Raw genomic sequence first — 17,094 nt, 5'->3', positions numbered from 1 at the left:
AAGATGACTTAAACAACTTAACTCTGTAGTATATTTTCAGTGTTAGTTTTACTCAATTAAGTGAATGTGAAATGGTCAACGAACAATATCAAAAGTCAAAGCAACAACTTGCGTATTCTCGTAAGCAGGTTGAAAAAGCTGGCCGTATTTTTCGTAAAAAAGAAGGCGATTTTGAATTTGCTACCGAAGTCATTCAAAATTATCGCGCAGCCCATTTATACCCACTGACCATCATCAAAAATTTAATATGGAAACACGTAAAAAAACTTAACTTGCTTGATTCTGCTACTATTGTTCGTCGCTTAAAACGCTTACCGACAATTATTGATAAACTGCAACGTGAGTCATTAGACGGTAAAAATGAAAATGCCATCAGCCTTAAACGCATGCACGATATAGGTGGTTGCAGAGTTATTTTAGACAATTTAGATAACCTGTATAAGCTCAATACGAGTTTAGATTCCAGTCGAACAGTCCATAGCGTAAAGTCATATGATTATATTGAAAACCCTAAAACCACAGGCTATAGAGGCATTCACCGCGTTTATAAAAGCTATAACAATCTAGATTCGCACGATTACAAAGGCTTTCAAATCGAAGTTCAGTTACGCACTCAACTCCAACACCTATGGGCAACCACTGTTGAGATAGTCGATATCATTGAAAAAGAAACACTGAAAACCAACCCACAAGCCGCTGATACAGATTGGCAGCGATTATTTTTTATCATGGGTGAATTTCTTGCCGTTAAAGATGGCTCAAATCAATTAAGTGATGAACAATCACAAAACTTTATTGATGAGTTAGCTGCCTTAAACAAAAAGCTTGCAGCATTTCATAAACTCGATGCGTTTAACCGCGCTTTCCAAGTTGATGAAATTAAAAACAAATCAAAAGATACGGGGTTTGCTTTACTTGTTCACAACACCGAAACTCAAATGGGTCGGGTCTTTTTGTACGCAGCCAATAAAAAACAAGAAGCGTTAACGCACTATGCAGAGCAAGAGCGACAAACACACAACAACGTATTGCTAGTAGCTGGAAGTGACTTAAAGTCGATAGAAAAAGCCTACCCCAACTACCTTAATGACACTTCAGAGTTTCTTTCAGAGTTCAGCCGTGTATTACTGGGTTAAATTTTAATTTAAATCTTTCAGTTTACCAGCTAACACTTGTTGTTGGTTATAAACGCCAGTATCTAACACCCAGCCCGTGATTAGCTTTGCAGGGGTTACGTCAAACGCTGGGTTGTAAACGTTAGCATTTGTTGGTGCCCATTGCGCCTCACCAAAACTTCCGCTTACACCGCGCACTTCAGCGCTATTACGTTGCTCAATTTCAATATCGGCACCGCATGCCGTATTTACATCAAGGGTAGTAAGCGGGGCCACCACATAAAAAGGGATGTTATGAAAATGCGCCAACACGGCTAAATTATAAGTGCCCACTTTATTAGCAAAATCACCGTTGGCAGCAATACGATCAGCGCCAACAAATATTTTATCAACTTTGCCTGTGGCCATTAAGCTTGCTGCCATATTGTCACAAATAAGCGTATACGGTATCTGCCAGCGCTCGAGTTCAAACGCGGTTAAACGACCGCCTTGTAGCAATGGCCGTGTTTCATCAACCCAGACATGAATATCACCATATTGCTGCTGCGCTTTGTAAATAACCCCCAAAGCAGTACCAATACCTGCAGTCGCTAACGCCCCTGTATTACAATGGGTAAGAATATTATCACCACGGTTAACCAGTGCTGCGCCATGATTTGCCATGCTTTCACACAAGGCGATATCTTCATTAAACAAAGTTACCGCAGCAGTTACAATTGCCGTTACATAATCATCTTGTTGTAACGCAATGCGTAACTTTGCCATGCAATGCATTAAGTTTACTGCGGTTGGTCGGGTGGCTTCTAGATCATCAATTGCCTTGGCTAATGTGGCTTTTGCTGTGCCCTGCTCAGCCAAATGAGCAACCAGTAAACTCGCTCCTAAACCAATCAGCGGTGCACCGCGTATTTTTAAACTTAAAATTAAATCCCGCATAGTGTCGACATCATTACATTCGTGCCATACCTGTTGATGCGGCAGTAGGTATTGGTCTAACACGCTGAGTGTATTGTTTTGATATTTTAAACTGCTTGCGATGAGGTCTTGCATGGTTGGTCCTGAATTATCTTAAGGCTGAGGTTATTTTACAGTAGTTTTTAAAACGCACAACCCAGAAGTGTAGACATCTAAACGGTTGAAGGTATAGAATGCTATCGTTTATCATTTTCTGAGAGTACGCCGATGGCCGAATACGTTGCCTTTAATGCACAGCATGCGATTGATTATATTAAAAATCTTGTAACTAAAGATGGATATGATTTGTTTGATCCTGACCAAACGTTATCGGCGTATGAGTTTGGAGATGGCAATTTAAATCTCGTTTTTAGAATAAGCGACGAGCAAAGTAATAGCGTTATTTTAAAGCAAGCCTTGCCTTATGCGCGCTGTGTGGGTGAATCATGGCCATTAACGCTCGACCGAGCACGCATTGAAGCTGAGGTTTTACTCAATCACGGCGCATTAAGCCCTGACTACACAGCAAAAGTATTGCATCATAATCCAGAGCAAGCACTGACCATTTTAGAAGATCTTGGTCACTTACAAATTTTGCGTAGCGCACAAATAAACGCAGAGCAATTTCCGCTATTAGGTCAACATGTGGCTCACTACTTAAGCCATACCGGTTTTTATAACTCAGACTTTTACCTAACCGCGCAAGATAAAAAAGCCAAAGTCAGTCAGTTTACCAATCCAGAATTGTGCCAAATTACTGAAGACTTATTTTTTAACGATATTCTGCGTGAACATGAGCGCAATAACTACCCAAGCGAACTACAAAGCACAGTTAGTAAATTGCAAAATAATGCCGCACTGCATTTAGCGATTGCAAAACTTAAAGCCAAGTTTTTATCGTGCCCGCAAACCTTGCTACATGGCGATATGCATAGCGGCAGCATTTTTGTGGATCAAAACACGACCAAGATGATCGACCCTGAGTTTGGTTTTTTTGGCCCTATAGGTTTTGATATTGGCTCATTTATCGGCAACTTATTATTAAACTATTGCGCCCAAAATGCCCGTATTAGTGAATTTGTTACGCGCCGTAACTATCACACCCATTTACTGACTTGCCTGCAAGAGAGTTATTCTTTGTTTGAACAACAGTGGCTAAGGCTAATTGCAGAGCAAACAACTGATAACAATTTAAAAGCCGCCGGATACGGTGAGTATTTTATGCAACAAGTACTGCAAGATGCGATTGGTTACTGCGGGACCGAGCTGATTCGCCGTACTATTGGCTTAGCACACGTTGCTGATATTGATGGTATTGAAGACGAGCAAGCGCGTTTAGACGTGCAGCGCCATACTTTAGCGCTAGGTGAGCAGCTAGTACTCAACGCCCATACCTGCAATAACAAGGAAGCGTTTTTCTCTTTATTGATAAGCCAACTAAACTAGTTTTTATAAAATACAGTAAAAAGGCACTTTATTGAGTGCCTTTTATTAATCTATTTTGGTCAGGCCCTATAACCTAGCCGCTTTAAGTCACTGATAATTTTCATACATTTTATCAAGCGGCTCTGACAAGCCGTTTTCTTGCACAACGCGTACATGCTGGCGGCCAAGCTCTCGGGCACTAAATACGCCACATGAGTGGGCAATTAAACCCGCACCATAATGAATATACTTATTATAGTTGGCGACTCGCTGTGCTTTATCATTCACATCTAAGCCACGCTGTAGGCGCTCATTATGCGTAGTAATACCCGTTGGACAAGTATCTTTATTGCACTGCAGTGCTTGGATACATCCTAAAGCAAACATATGACCACGAGCTGATACAACAAAGTCAGCGCCCAATGCGAGTGCCCACGCAACCTTTGACGGCACAATCAGTTTACCTGACGCAATAACTTTAATACGCTCTCGCAATCCATGCTTTTCCAACATATTGACGACTAAAGGTAAGCTTTCTCTTAGCGGTAATCCTACTGAATCCATCAGTGGCTGTGGTGCAGCACCGGTACCGCCATCAGCACTATCGATGGTAATAAAATCAGGTGCTGATTCAATACCCCGATGATTGATTTCAGCAAATAGCGTTTCTAGCCACGCATAAGCACCAATCACCGCTTTAAAACCAGTCGGTTTGCCAGTGGTCTCACGCACGGATGCAATCATATCCAGTAAATCGGCAGGCTTTTTAACTTCAGGATGCCCATTTGGGCTGATTGAATCATGGCCTTCAGGGATACCACGGATCGCAGCAATTTCAGCAGTCACTTTTTTGCCTGGTAACATGCCGCCTTTGCCAGGTTTTGCCCCTTGGCTCATTTTAATTTCAAACATTTTTACTTGTTCATGGGCAGCTATTTTTTTAAGCTTCTCATGGCTTAGTTTGCCTTGCTCATCACGCACCCCATATTTCGCCGTGCCTATTTGAAATACGATATCAGCACCACCTTCTAAGTGATAAGGACTTAGCCCCCCTTCACCGGTATTCATCCAGCAACCTGCCAGCTTGGCACCTCTTGATAACGCACGCACGGCCGGTTTTGATAATGCCCCGAAACTCATTCCAGAAATATTGAACAGTGATTTAGTCATATAGGGGTTTGCACAATAAGGCCCTAAGGTAATGGCACTAGGCTCAAGCGCTTCTTCATCTAAGGTAGGAAATGCACAGTTCATAAACATCACTGTACCAGTGACTTCTAGACTTTGGGTTGAGCCAAACGCAGTGGTGCGATCCACATTTTTAGCTGCTTTATAAACCCAACTCCGATCGGCGCGGTTAAATGGCATTTCCTCACGGTCCATTGCAAAAAAATACTGGCGGAAAAACTCGCCTTGGCGTTCAAAAAAATATCTAAACCGGCCAATTACCGGGTAATTACGCCTAATTGCTTGTTTTGATTGAGTAACATCACTAATGTAAAAATAAATCACCAGTAAAACTAAACAACCAAATACTACAATAAATAAACTGGCAAACACATCAATACTAAAAATTATAAAATTACTCATGCAACACCCCTTGCTGATTATTTTTTATTCCTAATTAAGAGCATACAATTTAGAGCAGATAATTCAATGTAAATGTATAAGTCAGCAGTATTAAACTACTGACCTATAAATAAAGAGTTGAGTTAAGCGTTAGATTTAGCTAACTCAGATTGGATATATAACTGGATTTGTTCTTCAAGTACTGACATCGGCACAGAGCCATGACGAAGTATCTGATGATGAAACTCGCGCACATCAAAATCTTGCCCTAATGCTTGCTCAGTTTCTTTGCGTAACCGCTTAATCGTTAGCTCACCAATTTTATACGACAGTGCTTGTGCAGGCCATGAAATATAGCGATCGGTTTCAGTTTTTACGTTGTGTAATGAAAGCGCGGTGTTTTCGCTCATAAACTTCATCGCGCGATCTCGGCTCCAACCATACATATGCATGCCAGTATCAACCACTAAACGGGCTGCTCGCCACATTTCATAAGTTAAACGACCAAAGTCACTGTATGGGTCTTGATAAAAGCCAGCCTCAATCCCTAAGTACTCAGAATATAACCCCCAACCTTCACCAAAAGCAGATAAATAAGCATCTTGGCGGTAACTTGGCAGGTTTTCTAATTCCGCGTTAAGTGAAATTTGTAAATGATGCCCTGGCACCGCTTCATGAAATGTGAGTGCTTCTAACACATATAAAGGGCGTTTATCTAATGCGTAGGTATTAACCCAGTAATAACCCGCTTGGTCATCACGACTTGAACCAGAGTAACGACCCGTAGTGTATTTAGGCGCTATGCTTGCAGGCACAGGCGCTACGCCATAAGGCATGCGTGGTAAGGTATGAAATAGTTTCGGAAGTTGGGCATCCATTTTTTTAGCTATGTAAGAGGCTTCTTTTAAAAGCTCCTCAGGTGTTTTGGCGTAAAATTGTGGATCGGTACGCAAAAAGTGCACAAATTCAGCAAATGTGCCTTTAAATCCAACCTTTTTAATAATTTCATCCATTTCCGCGCGAATACGTGCCACTTCTTGCAAACCCAGTTCATGAATTTCTTTCGGGGTCATATCTGTGGTGGTGTAATACTTAGCGCGATTAGCGTAAAAAGCCTCGCCATTAGGTGTAGAAGAAATACCTATGTCAGTACGTGCACCTGGTTGGTATTCGTCATTAAAAAACGTTAAATAGCCTTGATAAGCAGGGATAACTTGCTCTTTAATCACTTTTTTAGCTTGCTGCTGTAACGCAAAAAACTCACTGTCAGTTAAACCAGCAGTATTATTTAAAAATGGCTTATAAAACTCAGATTTAGTGACATCATCAACAATATAGGCACTGATCGAATCTTGATAACCCACAAGCACTGCTTTAGGTTGCGTTAAACCAACCTCTAACCCTTTGCGCATCCAGCCAATATTTTGCTGAAAAAAGCGGGGAACTTGCTGCAAACGTTGAAGATAAAGCTGATAGTCTGCTGGCTTCTTATAATCTGAACGCGACACCATAAACGATAAGCTTGAGTGAAAGCCATATTCTGAAGTCAATGGCATGTAATGACTATTAAATACATACTCATCGACACTATTTTGTACTTGGCCGCGAATTATAGTGAGATTAATGCGGTTTTCATCGCTGAGCTTATCTTGATCAATTGCGTCTAACTGCGCCAATAATTCGGTGTTATGTTGGTATTTTTTTTCAAGAAATTCAGCAGATAAATTCGTGAGTAAATAGCCATCAACACCTTCAGGGTGGCTATACGGGCTGATACTTTCTCGATAATCAACGATTGATTGCGCAACCTGCGTAAACTGTTGATCGCTATCTACCGTGGTCATTTGGCAAGCTGTTAATGTACATGCCAAGGCAATACTTAATAAAGAATGTCGCACAACTAATGTGGCTGATTTTTTCATAATATAAGGAGTCTGCTACAGAAAACATGATATTTAACCTAACCTAGCTAGCTAAAATAACCAAAAAAATGCGACCAAGGACAGTAAATGCAAGGTTAAATTAACGGCTGTTATCGTCTAGTAGTTAGTCAGCCTCAAAATGATTGAACGAGATTGCCGAGAAAACCAGCGATTGAACAAGAAAATTAGAGTTTTCGACGCCAAATTACATCTTTTTACTTTTAAATATCACCGATACAGATTAATGTAAGCTTATATCAAACGCTAGGATTGCGTAATAATCTCATGGAGGGAGTTCTTTAATTTCACTGTTACGTATATTTAATTGGTGTATACAATGATGTTCCATGATTCCATGGCTATTGCTCAAGAAAAAATGACCAAGGTATGTATCTTTTTAGAACATCACATATTACCACCGACCCCACTTAATTATCACGTCGTTTATACCTACGTTAGTCAAGCTAATACGAATTTAAACGCCACCCTTGATCGCGCTATTGCTCAAGGCCAAGAAATTGACTGTGTCTACATTGAGCAATTGTATTTCGATTATATGGATCACGCTCACAAAGCCGAAACAAGTATGGTGCGCAATGTGGACGGTATTATCAATTCATTGTCGCGTAGCGCGCATTCAACCGAAAAAGATATTATCCGTTTTGCTAGTCAAGTCAGTGACTGTGTACATTCGCTCGATGAAAATAATGTTTCCCAAAGTCGTCAAGCGCTTGAGACATTAAATAAACAAACAGCCCACTTACTCACCCAACATAAACAATTTAAACAAGAGCTGATCAAAGCAAAGCGATTACAAGAAAAAACCCAACAGCAACTTGTGCAATTACGCAAAAAACATATTACCGACCAGCAAACCGGCTTATTCAAACGCCACTATTTAAATCAACAAACCCAATTATGGTTAGACCAAAATAAATCGGTGTGTGCCATTGCCATCCAAATCGATAATTTAGATCATTTTATTGATAACTATGGTGATGTAATTGGTGAAGTGATTTTAAGTAAGGTCGCTAAGCAGATTCAAAAATATGTCTTTGAAAGTGGCCTACCTGGGCGAACTAGCAAAGATGCTTTTACCATATTATTAGCTGATATTGACCCAGATACAGCCAACGTGATTGCCGAGAAAGTCCGTAATGGTGTAGAAAAACTGCGTTTTGTCAGTTCTAAAAATGGTATTAAACTACCCGCAATCAACCTTTCTTTAGGCATTGCTAAACATCAAGATGAAAAAGATTTTAATAACCTTGCCCGCAAAGCATCCAACGCCGCACATAAAGCAAGATCACTTGGCCAAAGCAGCTTTATTGCCGGTCAATAATCGTTAATCAGTTTGATCCACAAGCAATTTAACCAGATTCAAATTGCACCTCACAGGCACAATCAAGTACACTAGTCTTTATTACCACGATAGAGATTAATCATGAACGAGAATCCAGAAAAGACCACACATTTTGGTTATAAAACCGTTGCCGAAACCGAAAAAGCTTCCATGGTTGCCGATGTGTTTCACTCTGTGGCAACTAAATATGATGTAATGAATGATCTCATGTCGTTTGGTATTCACCGCTTATGGAAACGCCAAACCATTGCTAGCTCAGGTGTTCGTAAAGGTCACCATGTACTTGATTTAGCAGGTGGTACCGGCGACTTAACCGCTAAATTCAGCCAACTTGTTGGCGATACCGGGCAAGTTGTTTTAGGTGATATCAATTCATCAATGTTGAAAGTAGGCCGTGAAAAACTGCATAACTTAGGACTAGTTGGTAACATCGACTACGTGCAAATGAATGCCGAAGCACTGCCTTTCCCTGACAACAGCTTTGATTTGATTACCATTGCCTTTGGTCTGCGTAATGTTACAGATCAAAACAAAGCGCTGCGTTCAATGTACCGTATTTTAAAGCCTGGTGGCCGTTTGCTGGTATTGGAGTTCTCTAAGCCAGAACATGAAGTACTCAGTAAAGCCTATGACTTTTACTCATTTAACTTATTACCGAAAATGGGTGAGCTGGTTGCAAATGATGGTGAATCATACAAATATTTAGCTGAATCTATTCGTATGCATCCAGATCAAGAAACACTAAAAGCAATGATGAATGACGCTGGTTTTGAGCAAACGACTTATCAAAATCTCACTGGTGGGATTGTGGCATTACACCGCGGCTTTAAATATTAACAGCCGCCAAGCTCATAACATTTATTGCTAAGGTATTGGTATGTTAAATAATTTTATTGTCGCACTAGTAGAACGTATTTTAAATACAGCGCTTAAGCTTGACCCAACCCTTAGCGATAGACTCGCCCCAATTGCTCAACAACGCCTATTAATTGATATACGCGATTGGCAGCAACAGTTTTTAGTGGTATTTACAGGCCAGCAACTGCATCTTTATAACACCACTGAGCAGCAATTTGATTGCATGATCAGTGCTGATATTCAGACCTTAATGGCACTTAAAAATCCGGCCATGCTCACTCAGTTAATTCGCCAAGATAAGCTTGATTTACAAGGCGACTTACATATAGCACAGGGGTTTAGCAATGCTTTTGCAGCACTTGATATCGACTGGCCAGAACATTTATCAACTTATCTAGGTGATGCGCCAGCCCAGCAATTATGGCAGTTGCTTAAGCAAGCAAAGCAACAAGGCAAAAAAACCAACAAACAGCTGGCGACAACGCTAACAACATTATGTCAAGACGAGCTCAAAGTAACTATTCACCCTTTAGAGCTTGAACAATTTAAGCAACACACACGTCAACTGAAAAGTCATACTGCGCAACTTGAGTTGCGAATTAACCAATTACTTCAAGCTAAATAAATCAGTAAGGATTATTTGTGTCAGCTGCTCGGCTTTATAACATCACTAAAACCCTTCTTAACTATGGTTTAGATGAGTTAATACCACCACAAAAAATACCTTGGTATGGCAAAGTGAGTCGTGCATGTTTGTTTTGGCTAAAGAACAAGCATCCAGAAAAGCCTGCTGGTTTAAGGCTGCGCTTAGCATTGCAACAATTAGGGCCCGTATGGATCAAGTTTGGCCAAATGTTATCTACTCGGCGTGATTTATTACCACTGGATATCGCACTAGAGCTGGCCTTATTACAAGATCAAGTACAGCCGTTTGATGGCGTGTTAGCGCAAAAGTTAATTGAAAACGCGCTTGAGATAAATGACATTAGCGAATACTTTAGCGACTTTGAACAAACGCCTTTAGCATCAGCATCCATTGCGCAAGTGCATACTGCAACCTTAATCGATGAACACAATCAACCACAAAAAGTGGTTATCAAAGTCATTCGCCCTGATATCAGAGAACAAATTGACGCTGATTTGGCATTAATGGAACAATTTGCCAAAGTCGTGGCAAAATTGATCAACGAAGCAAAAAGATTACGCCCTGTTGAGGTTGTTAAAGAGTATAAAAAAACCTTACTTGATGAATTGGATTTACTGCGTGAAGGCGCCAATGCAATTCAGTTAAAACGTAATTTCGAAGGCTCTGAATCCCTTTATATTCCTTTTGTTTATAGCGACTACAGCCGTGTAAATGTACTGGTTATGGAACGAATTTATGGTATTCCAGTGTCTGATACAGATGCATTAGTTGCACAAAACACCAATATGAAATTACTCGCTGAGCGTGGTGTGGAGGTGTTTTTTACCCAAGTTTTTCGAGATAGCTTTTTTCATGCTGACATGCACCCTGGTAATGTGTTTGTCTCTTACGATACCCCTGAAAATCCCAAATTCATCGGTATCGACTGCGGTATTGTTGGCACGTTAAATAAAGAAGATAAACGCTATTTAGCGGAAAACTTTATCGCCTTTTTTAATCGCGACTATCGTCAAGTCGCACAATTGCACGTTGATTCAGGGTGGGTTCCAAAAGATACCAGCGTCGAAGAGTTTGAATTTGCCATTCGCACTGTCTGTGAGCCAATCTTTAATAAACCGCTCGCTGAGATCTCATTTGGTCATGTGCTAGTTAATCTATTTAATACCGCTCGTCGCTTTAATATGCAGGTTCAACCGCAATTAGTTCTGCTACAAAAAACCTTACTGTATGTTGAAGGTCTAGGGCGGCAGCTATATCCACAATTAGATTTATGGAAAACAGCAAAACCGTTTTTAGAAGATTGGGTAAAACAGCAGGTAGGTCCTTGGTCGGTGTTTAAGCAAGTGTATGCAAACTTACCATTTTGGGCTGAAAAGATGCCTGAGCTGCCTGATTTAATTTATCAGAACCTAAAGCAGCAACAACAGCACAACAACCAAGCACCATTGCCGCAGCCATCACATAAGCCGTTGTTACTTGGCGTATTTGCAGGCGCAACAATGATAGTCTCGGGATTATGTTACTTACAGCATGATTTTATCGCGGCAAGTGTTGCTGCAAGCTGTTCAATAATTGGCTTTATTTTAGCGTGGCGAAACGCATAAACTAAGTGCTATTTACATTCTGCTGAGTATAATCAGCGTAAACATACAATAAAATTTGGAGTAAACCATGGGTTTTGGCGGTATTAGTATTTGGCAATTATTAATTGTATTAGCAATCATTGTGTTGCTTTTTGGCACTAAGAAGTTGCGTGGAATTGGCGGTGATTTAGGCAATGCTGTTAAAGGGTTTAAAAAAGCGGTCTCTGAAGATGAGCAAAATAAACCTGCAGAACCTATAGAGCAAGCAAACAACCCAATACAAAATAAAGAATCTGTTGATAAAAGCAAAGAAGACCATAAGGCTTAATTAGCATGGGTATGTGGGAACTGGTTGTAGTTTTGATCGTCGGCTTAGTGGTGCTTGGCCCTGAGCGCTTGCCAGTTGCGATCCGCACGGTAAGCCGCTGGATAAAGACGATAAAGTCTTTGGCAAACTCGGTGAAAGCCGAGGTCAACGAAGAATTAAGAGTGCATGAGTTGCATCAAAATTTAAAAAAAGCTGAACAGCAAGGCATGCAAGATCTCAACCCAGCAATCAAAGACTCTGTTGACGAGCTGCAAAAAGCCGCCGACTCCGTCACCCATAGTTATAAAAAAACCGCCTCGGATCTAACCAAAAAAGCGAATATTGATGAACAAAAATGAAATTATTTTTGTTAGCTGTGGTCTATATATCGGTAACGAGTTAAATTATGACTGAACAAGTAAAATCAGGCTTTGTAAGTCATTTAATTGAATTGCGAAACAGGCTAATGAAAGCCTTACTAACTATTTTGCTTTTTTTTATTGCATTAGTTTATTTCGCAAACGATATATACGGTTTTGTTGCAGCGCCTTTAGTTGCGCATTTACCAAGCACCGCAACTATGATTGCCACAGATGTAACGGCACCCTTTTTTGCACCATTTAAGTTAACCTTATTTGTCGCTTTATTTGCAGCGTTTCCGTTTATATTACACCAAATATGGGGCTTTATTGCACCTGGGTTATACCAGCATGAAAAACGCATGCTAATGCCGATTTTGGCATCAAGTATTATATTGTTTTATAGTGGTATCGCATTTTGTTACTTTGTAGTACTACCAATCATTCTGGGTTTTTTTACCAGTGTTGGTCCAGAAATGATGACCTTGGCGCCAGATATTAGTAGCTACTTAAGCTTCGCCTTAAAGCTGTTTTTTGCTTTTGGGGTCGCCTTTGAAATTCCGGTGGCTATTATGCTGTTGTGTTTTAGTGGGGCTACGACTACGCAGAGTTTAAAAGAAAAGCGTCCATATATTGTGGTCGGTGTTTTTGTAGTCGCGATGTTTTTGACACCACCCGACGTACTTTCGCAATCATTATTAGCATTTCCCATGCTACTGTTATTTGAATTGGGGTTAATTTTAGCATCCTTTTATAGCGCTAAGCCTCAGCAAAATGAGTCAGAGGAATAAATGAAAAAACAATTACTACCAATACTTGCTTTGCTAAGCATTCCAACGGTACATGCCAGTGAAGTGAATCTACAGGCGTTACAGGCTTGTACGTTTGTTGAAAATGACTTTAACCGCCTGCTTTGTTATGACAACACTATGGCAGGTAAATCGTTAAGCAAACCCACCACCTCGCAAACCTTAACACCACCGGCAAATAGTGCAGCACCAGCGGTTGCTGCAGCAACAGGCACAGTTGCTGCGGGCGAGCAGATCGTTAAAACTAAAAACGAAGACTTTGGCCTTGAACACAAAGAAGTCAGCAAAGATAACGACGATGAAATTTCTGCCGTGGTAACCAATGTGGAAGAAGCGCCTTATGGCGAGTTAATTATCACCTTAGACAATGGTCAGCAATGGCGTCAAGTTGGCTCTGATCGTTTACGTTTGACAAATAATGATACCGTTGTGATTGAACGAGGTATGTTCAACTCCTTTTTATTGAAAAAAGCAGGCCAGAATCGTTCGATCCGCGTAAAGCGCACTAATTAATGACCACTCACCTCATTGATGCTGGCGTAAACCTCACCAATCATCAATTTGATGATCAACATTTGGCTATCATAACGCGTGCAAAAGCACACAATGTTAGCCAAATGCTGTTAATTGGCTGCGATATCGATTCCAGCCAACAAGCTTTAAATTTAGCAAAACAGTTCACGTTACTCGCCACCGCAGGTGTTCATCCGCATGATGCCAAGTCAGTCAATGAGCAACTTGAAGAGCAATTACGCTTACTTGCAACAGCCCCAGAAGTGGTCGCTATCGGCGAGTGTGGATTAGATTATAATCGTGACTTTTCCCCCCGTGAAACCCAACGTTCTGTATTGCACCGACAACTAGCATTAGCGGTATCATTAGACATGCCCGTCTATTTACATGAACGCGATGCCAGTGAAGATATGCTAGCAATTTTACAGCAATACTCTGTTCGTGGTGTCTTACATTGTTTCACTGGCGATCAACACGCACTTGAACAATATTTAGCGTTAGGCTTATACATTGGTATTACTGGCTGGGTATGTGATGAACGCCGTGGCAAACAGTTGCAACAGCTTATCCCAAGCATTCCTCTAGAGCGACTTTTGATAGAAACAGATGCGCCATTTTTGATCCCTCGTACGTTAACGCCAAAACCAAAGTCTCGCCGCAATGAACCAAGTTATTTACCACATATCTGCGCAACTATTGCGGCTTTAAAAGGGTTAGAATTTGCAACAGTTGCAAAGCAAACTACACTTAACTTCCAACAGTTATTCAACCACAAGGGCTGATAATGAAGCGTGTTTGGTTGCTGCTATGTAGCTTGTTATTGATTACATTTACCTCTCATGCCACTAATATTGCCTTAGATAACCACTTTAAACACTTACAGGATATTCCTTTTCAGTATTCCCTGCAGTCCTTAACGCTGGAGCAAGCTAAACAAGCAACGGGTCCGCAGTGGCAACAGCTTACAGATCAAGCACTCAATTTAGGACTAACCAACCAGGCCGTCTGGTTACGCCTGCAACTGGTTAATACAGAAGATTCAGAGCTAGCTGTTTTATTGTCTATTGATAATCCATTATTAGATAAAGTCGCAGTACATCACTACGTTAAACAGCGCACTTTATTGACTAAAGAAATTGGTGATGCCTTACCCCTAAACAATCGGCAAATTGCAACAGAATCGTTACTAATCAAGCTCACGCTACCACCATCCAGTAATTCCACTGTATTGCTTCATGTTGCAAGTTTAGATGGTGTCAGAGTACCACTGAGCCTATGGCAGCAAGACGAGTATTTAAAAGATAAAAGTAAGTTTAATTTACTGTATGGCTTATTAGTCGGGTTTATTTTATCGTTGGCAATCACAAGCTTAGTTATGTTTAGTTTTTCTAGAAAACGTTACTTTGCTCTGTGCGGCACTATTTTAATCACTTTATGGTTATTGTTAATTTATTTATATGGCTTTGGCTATCGCTATTTCAACCCATCTTTGCCTGCTCTACAGCAATTGACAGTGCCAAGTTTACTCGTATTGGCAACTTGCTTATTCGCACCATTATTCGAACAGTTACGTCAACCAGTAACAACATTATTACAACCCTTATATACATGGGGTAATAGGTTACTGTTTATCAGCCTGTTTTTTATTTGGTTACTGCCGAGCAATATCATGCTGAGTTATTGTCTATTTATACCTCCTATTATTATGCTCTTGCAGATAACAGCATTAGTTATCGATATTCGTCAGCAGCAAACACAGCCCCTGAATGCACTTTTATGTGGCATGTTGGTACTCTTTACTGCGCAGCTATATTTGATAACTGTGGTATTTGATATTTATGATTTTAATACCCGTGGCTTGCCGTTTGTATTCTTTAGTTTTTTAATTTGCTCACTCAGTCTGAGCTTTGCCACCATAAAACATTTTTTAATCGAACGTGACGCGCAAGTCGCAGCCCAACAAAGTAAAATAGCTCAAAGTGAAGCGCATGATGCATTACTACAAGAGCGTTTAGCGCTACAAGAACAAGCGAGATCAGACCTCGAAGCAAATATTGAAGAGCGCACCTTTGAGCTACAAGTTACCTTACGCGAGCTTGAAGAAAAAAACCGTGCACTTGAGCAAATTAATATGGAAGATCCACTAACAAAAATCAAAAATCGTCGCTACTTTGATAAAAAACTCGTTATGGATTTACGCCGCTCTCGTCGCGAGCAAACCACTTTGAGTGTCATAATGCTCGATATAGATCACTTTAAGAATATTAACGATACTTACGGTCATTTAATTGGTGACCAAACTATTCGTGCTGTAGCAGACATTATTAAAAAGCGTTTAAAGCGCCCACTCGACGAAGTGGCTCGCTATGGGGGCGAAGAGTTTGTCGTTTTATTGCCCAATACAGTGCTCAGCGGTGCCATTGCATTAGCAGAACAAATACGTCAAGAAATCTTAGATGCTACAATTACCGTAGCAAATACTGAAATTACGTTTACCATTAGTGCTGGTGTGTATAGCGCCATCGCTGAAGACATTAATAACCCAGGATTATTCACAGGCTGCGCCGACAAAGCACTTTATCATGCCAAACAAAGTGGTCGTAATCGTGTAGTTAGCTTTCCAATTTTAGACTAGGAGCAAATAATGGCCCAATCAGGTCTCGACCTTTTCCCTTACACTCGTATGCGTCGTATGCGCCGTAATGATTTCTCTCGCCGTTTGATGGCCGAAAACCAACTGAGTGTGAATGACTTAATTTATCCTGTATTTGTGCTTGAAGGCAACAATCGCCGCGAAGCGATTGAGTCAATGCCAGGTATCGAGCGCTTATCAATTGACTTACTATTACTTGAAGCGAAAGAGCTGGTCGATTTAGGCATTCCTGCTATCGCACTTTTTCCAGTAACACCAAGCGACAAAAAATCATTGCTTGCCGAAGAAGCTTATAACGAAGATGGTTTAGTGCAACGAACTGTCCGCGCTCTTAAAGAAGCCTTCCCTGAGTTGGGAGTGATTACTGATGGTGCTCTTGATCCTTTTACAACACATGGGCAAGACGGCATTATTGATGATGAAGGCTATGTAATTAACGATGTCACTACTGAGATTTTAGTAAAACAAGCGCTATCTCACGCAGAGGCTGGCGCAGACGTTGTTGCACCCTCTGATATGATGGATGGCCGCATTGGCGCAATTCGCGAAGCCCTTGAAGCTGATGGCTTTGTTCATACTCGCATCATGGCTTACTCAGCTAAATACGCCTCTAGTTACTATGGCCCATTTCGAGATGCGATTGGCTCAGCAGGGAATCTAAAAGGCGCGGATAAAAAAACCTACCAAATGGATCCAGCAAACTCTGATGAAGCATTGCGTGAAGTAGCCTTAGACTTACAAGAAGGTGCCGACATGGTGATGGTAAAACCAGGCATGCCGTATTTAGATATCGTCCGCCGGGTTAAAGACGAGTTTGGTGTGCCAACGTTTGCTTACCAAGTCAGCGGTGAATACGCCATGCATAAAGCGGCGATTGATAATGGCTGGCTCGCTGAAGAAGCAACCATTATGGAATCACTACTCGCATTTAAGCGTGCAGGCGCCGATGGTATTTTGACTTACTTCGCTAAACAAGCCGCTCAATTGCTTAAAAAGTAATAATTTCACTATAATTGAA

The 17,094-nt window shown here is 40.9% G+C and carries 16 protein-coding genes; 13 read left to right on the top strand and 3 right to left on the bottom strand.

The window, feature by feature from the left end; genetic code table 11:
* Positions 1-71 precede the first annotated feature (71 nt).
* Complete coding sequence (locus NDQ71_RS12725; protein WP_192540804.1) at positions 72-1,136, top strand: RelA/SpoT domain-containing protein; 1,065 nt, start codon at positions 72-74, stop codon at positions 1,134-1,136.
* A gap of 3 nt (positions 1,137-1,139) precedes the next feature.
* Here NDQ71_RS12725 and mtnA read toward each other — a convergent pair whose 3' ends face one another.
* Positions 1,140-2,165 (bottom strand): S-methyl-5-thioribose-1-phosphate isomerase, encoded by a 1,026-nt coding sequence (mtnA, locus tag NDQ71_RS12720; RefSeq protein WP_192540803.1) that lies wholly within the window; start codon positions 2,163-2,165, stop codon positions 1,140-1,142.
* A gap of 132 nt (positions 2,166-2,297) precedes the next feature.
* Between mtnA and mtnK the strand changes: the two genes are divergently transcribed.
* Positions 2,298-3,515 (top strand): S-methyl-5-thioribose kinase, encoded by a 1,218-nt coding sequence (gene mtnK, locus NDQ71_RS12715; protein WP_192540802.1) that lies wholly within the window; start codon positions 2,298-2,300, stop codon positions 3,513-3,515.
* Between the two features lie 87 nt (positions 3,516-3,602).
* On the opposite strand, the gene NDQ71_RS12710 is transcribed toward mtnK, so the two are convergent.
* Positions 3,603-5,084 carry an FMN-binding glutamate synthase family protein gene (locus tag NDQ71_RS12710; RefSeq protein ID WP_283709676.1) on the bottom strand — a complete coding sequence of 494 codons (1,482 nt, stop codon included), beginning with the start codon at positions 5,082-5,084 and terminating at the stop codon, positions 3,603-3,605.
* A 122-nt stretch (positions 5,085-5,206) separates the two neighbouring features.
* Positions 5,207-6,985, bottom strand: a complete 1,779-nt coding sequence (locus tag NDQ71_RS12705; protein ID WP_301561710.1) for a DUF885 family protein — start codon at positions 6,983-6,985, stop codon at positions 5,207-5,209.
* Positions 6,986-7,340: 355 nt separating this feature from the next.
* Here NDQ71_RS12705 and NDQ71_RS12700 point away from each other — a divergent pair, with 355 nt between their 5' ends.
* The 11 genes from NDQ71_RS12700 (at position 7,341) to hemB (ending at position 17,075) form a co-directional block, all read left to right on the top strand.
* Complete coding sequence (locus tag NDQ71_RS12700) at positions 7,341-8,327, top strand: diguanylate cyclase (RefSeq protein WP_064666788.1); 987 nt, start codon at positions 7,341-7,343, stop codon at positions 8,325-8,327.
* A 102-nt stretch (positions 8,328-8,429) separates the two neighbouring features.
* Entirely contained in the window at positions 8,430-9,185 is a 756-nt protein-coding gene (ubiE, locus tag NDQ71_RS12695; protein WP_064666787.1) for a bifunctional demethylmenaquinone methyltransferase/2-methoxy-6-polyprenyl-1,4-benzoquinol methylase UbiE, read from the top strand.
* Positions 9,186-9,225: 40 nt separating this feature from the next.
* Positions 9,226-9,831: an SCP2 domain-containing protein gene (locus NDQ71_RS12690; protein ID WP_064666786.1), complete on the top strand. Its 606-nt coding sequence runs from the start codon at positions 9,226-9,228 to the stop codon at positions 9,829-9,831.
* 17 nt (positions 9,832-9,848) lie between these two features.
* Positions 9,849-11,456 carry a ubiquinone biosynthesis regulatory protein kinase UbiB gene (gene ubiB / locus NDQ71_RS12685; protein ID WP_192542823.1) on the top strand — a complete coding sequence of 536 codons (1,608 nt, stop codon included), beginning with the start codon at positions 9,849-9,851 and terminating at the stop codon, positions 11,454-11,456.
* Between the two features lie 67 nt (positions 11,457-11,523).
* Complete coding sequence (tatA, locus tag NDQ71_RS12680) at positions 11,524-11,763, top strand: Sec-independent protein translocase subunit TatA (protein ID WP_064666784.1); 240 nt, start codon at positions 11,524-11,526, stop codon at positions 11,761-11,763.
* A gap of 5 nt (positions 11,764-11,768) precedes the next feature.
* Positions 11,769-12,101 (top strand): Sec-independent protein translocase protein TatB, encoded by a 333-nt coding sequence (gene tatB / locus NDQ71_RS12675; protein WP_064666783.1) that lies wholly within the window; start codon positions 11,769-11,771, stop codon positions 12,099-12,101.
* A gap of 47 nt (positions 12,102-12,148) precedes the next feature.
* Complete coding sequence (gene tatC, locus NDQ71_RS12670) at positions 12,149-12,892, top strand: twin-arginine translocase subunit TatC (RefSeq protein ID WP_192542822.1); 744 nt, start codon at positions 12,149-12,151, stop codon at positions 12,890-12,892.
* Positions 12,893-13,423: a hypothetical protein gene (locus tag NDQ71_RS12665; RefSeq protein WP_192542821.1), complete on the top strand. Its 531-nt coding sequence runs from the start codon at positions 12,893-12,895 to the stop codon at positions 13,421-13,423. It abuts the gene before it with no gap.
* A complete protein-coding gene (locus tag NDQ71_RS12660) occupies positions 13,423-14,205 on the top strand; it encodes a TatD family hydrolase (protein WP_301561709.1) in 783 nt (260 codons plus the stop codon). The genes NDQ71_RS12665 and NDQ71_RS12660 overlap by 1 nt, the downstream gene beginning before the upstream one ends.
* A 2-nt stretch (positions 14,206-14,207) precedes the next feature.
* Positions 14,208-16,058, top strand: coding sequence for a diguanylate cyclase (locus NDQ71_RS12655; protein ID WP_301561708.1), 1,851 nt, complete (start codon positions 14,208-14,210; stop codon positions 16,056-16,058).
* A 9-nt stretch (positions 16,059-16,067) separates the two neighbouring features.
* Entirely contained in the window at positions 16,068-17,075 is a 1,008-nt protein-coding gene (hemB, locus tag NDQ71_RS12650; protein ID WP_301561707.1) for a porphobilinogen synthase, read from the top strand.
* Positions 17,076-17,094 lie beyond the last annotated feature (19 nt).

This window comes from Pseudoalteromonas sp. KG3 (assembly GCF_030436385.1).
GTDB lineage: Bacteria > Pseudomonadota > Gammaproteobacteria > Enterobacterales > Alteromonadaceae > Pseudoalteromonas > Pseudoalteromonas prydzensis.
This window is presented reverse-complemented; position numbering and strand designations above follow the sequence as displayed.

Excerpts from the sequence above, each read along its gene's own strand:
- NDQ71_RS12660 (WP_301561709.1), top strand. The coding sequence starts at position 13,423 with ATGACCACTCACCTCATTGATGCTGGCGTAAACCTCACCAATCATCAA.
- hemB (WP_301561707.1), top strand. The coding sequence starts at position 16,068 with ATGGCCCAATCAGGTCTCGACCTTTTCCCTTACACTCGTATGCGTCGT.
- NDQ71_RS12705 (WP_301561710.1), bottom strand. The coding sequence starts at position 6,985 with ATGAAAAAATCAGCCACATTAGTTGTGCGACATTCTTTATTAAGTATT.
- NDQ71_RS12665 (WP_192542821.1), top strand. The coding sequence starts at position 12,893 with ATGAAAAAACAATTACTACCAATACTTGCTTTGCTAAGCATTCCAACG.
- NDQ71_RS12710 (WP_283709676.1), bottom strand. The coding sequence starts at position 5,084 with ATGAGTAATTTTATAATTTTTAGTATTGATGTGTTTGCCAGTTTATTT.
- mtnK (WP_192540802.1), top strand. The coding sequence starts at position 2,298 with ATGGCCGAATACGTTGCCTTTAATGCACAGCATGCGATTGATTATATT.
- ubiE (WP_064666787.1), top strand. The coding sequence starts at position 8,430 with ATGAACGAGAATCCAGAAAAGACCACACATTTTGGTTATAAAACCGTT.
- tatB (WP_064666783.1), top strand. The coding sequence starts at position 11,769 with ATGGGTATGTGGGAACTGGTTGTAGTTTTGATCGTCGGCTTAGTGGTG.
- tatC (WP_192542822.1), top strand. The coding sequence starts at position 12,149 with ATGACTGAACAAGTAAAATCAGGCTTTGTAAGTCATTTAATTGAATTG.
- NDQ71_RS12725 (WP_192540804.1), top strand. The coding sequence starts at position 72 with ATGGTCAACGAACAATATCAAAAGTCAAAGCAACAACTTGCGTATTCT.
- NDQ71_RS12700 (WP_064666788.1), top strand. The coding sequence starts at position 7,341 with ATGGCTATTGCTCAAGAAAAAATGACCAAGGTATGTATCTTTTTAGAA.
- mtnA (WP_192540803.1), bottom strand. The coding sequence starts at position 2,165 with ATGCAAGACCTCATCGCAAGCAGTTTAAAATATCAAAACAATACACTC.
- tatA (WP_064666784.1), top strand. The coding sequence starts at position 11,524 with ATGGGTTTTGGCGGTATTAGTATTTGGCAATTATTAATTGTATTAGCA.
- NDQ71_RS12655 (WP_301561708.1), top strand. The coding sequence starts at position 14,208 with ATGAAGCGTGTTTGGTTGCTGCTATGTAGCTTGTTATTGATTACATTT.
- NDQ71_RS12690 (WP_064666786.1), top strand. The coding sequence starts at position 9,226 with ATGTTAAATAATTTTATTGTCGCACTAGTAGAACGTATTTTAAATACA.